The sequence below is a fragment of the Sphingomonas sp. CCH5-D11 genome (assembly GCF_001557395.1).
Lineage (GTDB): Bacteria > Pseudomonadota > Alphaproteobacteria > Sphingomonadales > Sphingomonadaceae > Sphingomonas.
The window spans coordinates 1-4,957 of record NZ_LSKH01000077.1; the positions used below are offsets into that span (position 1 = coordinate 1).

The window sequence follows — 4,957 nt, forward strand, 5'->3', positions numbered from 1 at the left end:
GGTCGTCACATATACGTCCGTTCGCGTGACACAGCAGGATCGCTCCGTCATTGATGTCGGATTTCAAAGTCGATGTCAGCAGACTCTCAAACACACTGTCAGCCAGTGACGAACGCGGCGGTAAATCGATTAGCTGGCGGCCGTCCATAACAGCGCCGCGCCGTTAACCCAGAAGATCGCCAATACACCAGTAGTTAGGCGAGGCGACATTGGACGCTCCGGCTCATCACCCTCAGTGGGGTAATTGACCGTGAACGCCTGCCCTTCGTGGCCGCTGCGGAACGCCATCAAGTTGAATGTCACGCCCCAACCGGCGAATAGCGTCATTAGCCCTGGAAAAATCCAGCCCGACCAGTCGGAAGCCTGTCGGCCTCCACCCGCGAAATGAACGATAAGCAGAGCTACGCATCCGCTAATTACCGCCGAAGCAATCGGTCGCAATGATCGATCAATGGTCATTGTGGTTCTGTAGCTGAGGAGCCTCAATATGATGTTAAACGGCGGAAATCCGGTACATTTGGGCTTTTTCTGACTGCGTTGAGCGTTCACCCTGCCGCCTTCAACGCCGGGGTATCGGGTGCTGCGCTGCGGAGCAGCGCAAGTTCGCGGTAGAGGGTGGATCGTCCAAGCCCAAGTTGCTTCGCAGCCTGCGCCGGCCGGACACCCGCCTCGACCAGCTTCAGTGCCGACGCGAGCTTATCGGTGTCGAGCGTCGGCCGACCTGGCACCTTGCCGCGTGCGCGGGCAGCGGCGATGCCGTCGCGGGTTCGCTCGATGATGAGCCGGCGTTCAAAATGAGCGATGGCGCCAAAAACATGGAACACCAGCTCGCCGGCAGCCGATGACGTATCCAGGCGCTCTTCCAACGATCGGAACGCCAGACCCCGCGCCTTGAACGTGTCTATCGTCTCCAGCAGCTCCTTGAGCGAGCGGCCGAGCCGGTCGAGCCGCACGACGCAGATGGTGTCGCCGGCACGGCAGAAGCCCAGCATTTCGGTCAGGCCCGGCCGATCGAAGCCCTTACCGGACATAATGTCGTCAAACACCCGGATCGCGCCGGCTTCCTCGGTCAGTCGGCGCCGCTGCACCTCCAGGTCCTGGTCGCTGGTGGAGACGCGGGCATAGCCCAGCACGTCCGGCATCGTGTCACCCCCTGTCCCTAATCCGCTCGGTTTGTGGACGAGCGGGCCAGCACTCGCAAAATCCGGCGCCAACCGTCTCTAAATACTGTCCACAAACCCGCCGTGTCCAGAAAATCTGAACCGCATTTTGTGGACGATTTCCGGATCGCAGCGGATTACCCAGCGCGCCGCCACCTTGGTTCGAGCATGGCAGCGGGCGTCGGTCATGTTGCGGAGCCGGCGGATCGACTGAGCAGTCCCGTCAGGCGATCCTTGTTCGCGTCGCTCCGTAGCGCGTTGAGCTCCTGGCGGAGCCGCTGCGCCTGCTGCGTCGCCTCGCCCAGGCGCTTCTCGGCCGAGGCGGTACGCTCGATCATGGCACCGACAACCGCGCGGACGTTGGCGGCGTCGTCGGCCAGTAAAACCGCTGACGCCTTGACGAGATCGCGGTTGCAGCACCGGCGTCTGCTGGGATTGAAAGCGGGCGACAAACTCAGCCATCATCGCCCCGTTGCGTCCGTTGAAATGGTCATCCAGCGGTCGGCAGCCCTTGACCCGCTCCGCGCGGAAGGCGCGGTAGTCACCTCGGACTTCGCACCATGCGCCGATCATCGTTACATGGCTGAAGAGGTACAGGCCAAGCGGCCAGATCGTCCGCGTCGTCGGTGATCCTTTCGCGTCCTGATAGTCGATACGCAGCTTGCGCCCTTCGCGGATCGCTGCACGAATTTGGGGAATGTGATCTCCGAAGCTGACGCCGTCCTCCAGCGGATGCGGGACCAGCAGCTTGGCAATCCGAATCTGGTGCAGCACGTCGGGCGGGACGACTGCCTGCACCTTGGCCAAAGCGTCCTCCGCCCCCCGCGCAAGATCGGCGTCGCCGCGTTCCATCACCATTGCCAGTCCCAGAACGATCGCGTCGATCTCGCCCGAATTGAACATCAGGGGCGGGAGGTCGTAGCCGGTTCGCAGGACGTAGCCCAAGCCTACTTCGCCCTCGATCGGCACGCGCGACGCCTGGAGCGTGACGATGTCGCGGTAGATCGTCCGCGGCACGACCTCCAGTTCTCCAGCCAGTTCAGAGGCCGTCACCGGCGCATTCGCACGGCGCAGGATTTGGATGATCTGCAACAGGCGATCGGCACGACGCATGTGAGGTCTTCGCTCCCCGTCACTACTGACAGAACGCTGTCAGTAGCACCACGCTACATTGGATCCACCCAACAAATCGAGGAGCCTGGACGGTGAACCCCTTTGAAGACACCATCATCGATCACCTGAACATTGGCGTGTCGGACGCGGCGCGATCGAAGGCATTCTACGAGGCGGCGCTGGCGCCCCTTGGGCTCAAACTCCTGCACACCTTCTCGCCTGAAAACGCTGAACAAGGCGGTGAGCAGCAAAAGACGCAAGGAACGATCCACGGTTTCGGCCGGCAGTACAAACCGCTGTTCTGGATCGTAGGTAACGCACGGGTCGGGGAAGCCACCCATTTCGCGTTCAAGGCGCGAACGCGCGCGGAGGTGGATGCATTCTACACCGCAGCGCTCAAGGCGGGCGGCACCGACAACGGCGCGCCTGGCATCCGGCGTTATCACGAAAACTATTACGCCGCCTTCGTTCATGATCCGGACGGGATCAACATCGAGGCGGTCTGCAATTCTCCCGAATGAGCGAAGCCGGTCGGCGGGCAGTTCGCTGTTGAGCGCCCGCCGTCTCACAATGGATGGTGAAGAGAGAATGTAGTCGGCTTCTCAAAACCTATGTCTAAGGGTGCTGGTGATATCCGAACGACTGTTGGTCACTTCGGCGCGAGCGCGAAATCGACCCGCGCCGCGACCACGCCGTTGTTCGTGCCGGCCATGACGGGCGGGGCGGCGCTCTGCATCGCGACCACGGGCGGCGGTGCTACGGGCATCGCCGTCATATCGCCGGCCTGCGGTAATTCGCCGCCAGTGCCGCCATCCCGGATCGAAAGCACCCGCACGATATGCAGCCCGGCCGCGGCGGCATATGCGTCCGCTTTCGCGCGTGCGGTTTTGTAGGCATTTCCGTAGCCGGTGAGGTTCGCCTTTTCCGGATCGGCGACCGAAAGGTCGGGGCCGGACACGATGTTGGCACCGGCGTCAGTGACGGCGGCGATCGCCGCGCCTACTTTGCCGGTGTCGCGCATCCGAACGGTGACGCTGTTGGCGACCTCGTACTGTCCCTTGTTCGCGCCCCAAGTGATGCGGTTCACCGACAGATTGCGAGTTTGGATATCCCGTTGGGCGACGCCTAACTTTGCCAGTGCCTGCGTGATCGCGGTCATGGTGCGAGCGTTCCGTTCGGACGCGCCGCGGGCATCCGCGGCGATGCTCGACAAGCCGGCGGTGAACAGCGCCTGGTCAGGCGTCGCCTCGGTGCGGCCGGTGCCCGTCACCGACAACAGCGTCTCGCCCGGCTGAAGGCCGATCGGATCGGGGGTGGCGTTGCAAGCGCCGAGACCAGCGCATAGCGGCGCGACCCAGATCAGACTCCTCATCCGCGTTCTTCCTTCTCGTTCTCTACCTGGAAGACACGTCTATCGATACGGTCGAGGTTTTCCCATTGGGATGCTAATTTTGGGACAACGAAAGGTCAGCCCAGGATAGGTGTTCCTATAACTACGCCATCCTCAAGCTGAAGCTTTTGCCACTGCCGCTCTCGCGCATAGTGGTACAAGGCAGAGTAGAGCCGCCAGCATCCAGAAAGCGGCCGTTAGGCCGGTATGCCCCGCGACGAAACCGATCGCAGCCGGACCTGCCAGGATGCCGGCGTAGCCAACCGTCGTAATCGAGGCGACGGCAAGCTCAGGCGGCATCGCGTTCTGTGCGCCAGCCTGGCGAAACAATACCGGCACCGTGTTCGATGCACCAAGTCCGATCAACATCAGACCCAACATGGCGACCACGGCAACCGGTGCGAGCAGCATGATCCCGTAGCCCATGAGCGCCAGCAAGCCGCCCCAAAACATGGTCTGACGATCACCAATTCGAGCCACCACCCGATCGCCGGTGAGCCGCCCTGCGGTCATCGCAATAGCGAAGACACTATATCCAAGGCCCGCTTGATCGGGTGCCAGCAATCCCTTGCCGGCAAGGAGCAGCGCACCCCAGTCGAGAATAGCCCCCTCCGTCAGGAAGGTAATCGCGGCGAGTAGCGCCAGGAGAACCACAATACCGCGCGGCACGACGAAAAGCGGCGCTTGTTCGGCACGCGGCGTAACGATGAACCGTGATGCGGCAACTGCCAGTGCGGCAAGCATCAGTGCGGTCGCAACGAGTGTTCCGGCGAGCGCGCTTAGGCGCGCAGATACATCGTCCGCGACGCGCACAGCTGGACATGCGCGACCTTCACGCGCATCGGCTTGCCCGAGATCTCGACGTCCTCGTGGCTCCAGTCGAACTGGTAAGCCTCGCCCGGCCGGAATAGCAGCGGGATGAACGCCGGCGCATTCATTACGTCGCGACGCCGCGCCTGCCGCCAGCGCGCCGCATAACGGCGCACCGCATCATACGAGCCGTCGAACCCCTCGCGTAGCAGCAGGTCGTGGATACGGGTGAGGCGCAGCTTCTCCCGCCGCGGCCGTGCCTCATCTTCCTCCAGCAACGCGTCCAGTCGCGATTGAAACGGCCCCAGCTTAGGCAGCGGCTGTACCTCCCGCCGATACCCCATGTCCGCCTCCGGCGCCCGGATCGCCTTACGCACCACCTTGCGCGACAGGTGCAGGTCCCGCGCTATCGCCTTGATGGCCTTCCCAGACGCGTGCTCGCGCCGGATCCTCAACACCGTCTCCAATACCAGCATCCCGATCT

The 4,957-nt window shown here is 62.8% G+C and carries 6 protein-coding genes and 1 pseudogene; 1 reads left to right on the forward strand and 6 read right to left on the reverse strand.

What is annotated here, in order from left to right; translation table 11 throughout:
* Positions 1–129 precede the first annotated feature (129 nt).
* The 3 genes from AX702_RS21990 to AX702_RS04475 form a co-directional block, all read right to left on the reverse strand.
* Positions 130–549, reverse strand: a complete 420-nt coding sequence (locus tag AX702_RS21990) for a hypothetical protein (RefSeq protein ID WP_156455358.1) — start codon at positions 547–549, stop codon at positions 130–132.
* On the reverse strand, positions 546–1,142 hold the full coding sequence (locus AX702_RS04470) for a recombinase family protein (protein ID WP_066776636.1): 597 nt from the start codon (positions 1,140–1,142) through the stop codon (positions 546–548). Before AX702_RS04470 ends, AX702_RS21990 begins: the two co-directional genes overlap by 4 nt.
* A gap of 78 nt (positions 1,143–1,220) precedes the next feature.
* Positions 1,221–2,273, reverse strand: a complete 1,053-nt coding sequence (locus tag AX702_RS04475; RefSeq protein WP_066776638.1) for a helix-turn-helix transcriptional regulator — start codon at positions 2,271–2,273, stop codon at positions 1,221–1,223.
* Positions 2,274–2,365: 92 nt separating this feature from the next.
* Between AX702_RS04475 and AX702_RS04480 the strand changes: the two genes are divergently transcribed.
* Positions 2,366–2,794, forward strand: a complete 429-nt coding sequence (locus tag AX702_RS04480) for a VOC family protein (RefSeq protein ID WP_066776641.1) — start codon at positions 2,366–2,368, stop codon at positions 2,792–2,794.
* Between the two features lie 128 nt (positions 2,795–2,922).
* Here AX702_RS04480 and AX702_RS04485 read toward each other — a convergent pair whose 3' ends face one another.
* From AX702_RS04485 to AX702_RS04495, 3 genes and pseudogenes are all read right to left on the reverse strand, one after another.
* Complete coding sequence (locus AX702_RS04485; RefSeq protein WP_042491065.1) at positions 2,923–3,645, reverse strand: SIMPL domain-containing protein; 723 nt, start codon at positions 3,643–3,645, stop codon at positions 2,923–2,925.
* 132 nt (positions 3,646–3,777) lie between these two features.
* Positions 3,778–4,407, reverse strand: coding sequence for an MFS transporter (locus AX702_RS04490; RefSeq protein WP_056433076.1), 630 nt, complete (start codon positions 4,405–4,407; stop codon positions 3,778–3,780).
* 38 nt (positions 4,408–4,445) lie between these two features.
* A pseudogene (locus tag AX702_RS04495) lies at positions 4,446–4,949 on the reverse strand (IS21 family transposase); the annotation flags it as partial.
* Positions 4,950–4,957 lie beyond the last annotated feature (8 nt).

Bases quoted from the DNA above. Each gene is read 5' to 3' on its own strand.
- AX702_RS04470 (WP_066776636.1), bottom strand. From the start codon at position 1,142: ATGCCGGACGTGCTGGGCTATGCCCGCGTCTCCACCAGCGACCAGGAC.
- AX702_RS04475 (WP_066776638.1), bottom strand. From the start codon at position 2,273: ATGCGTCGTGCCGATCGCCTGTTGCAGATCATCCAAATCCTGCGCCGT.
- AX702_RS04485 (WP_042491065.1), bottom strand. From the start codon at position 3,645: ATGAGGAGTCTGATCTGGGTCGCGCCGCTATGCGCTGGTCTCGGCGCT.
- AX702_RS04490 (WP_056433076.1), bottom strand. From the start codon at position 4,407: ATGCTTGCCGCACTGGCAGTTGCCGCATCACGGTTCATCGTTACGCCG.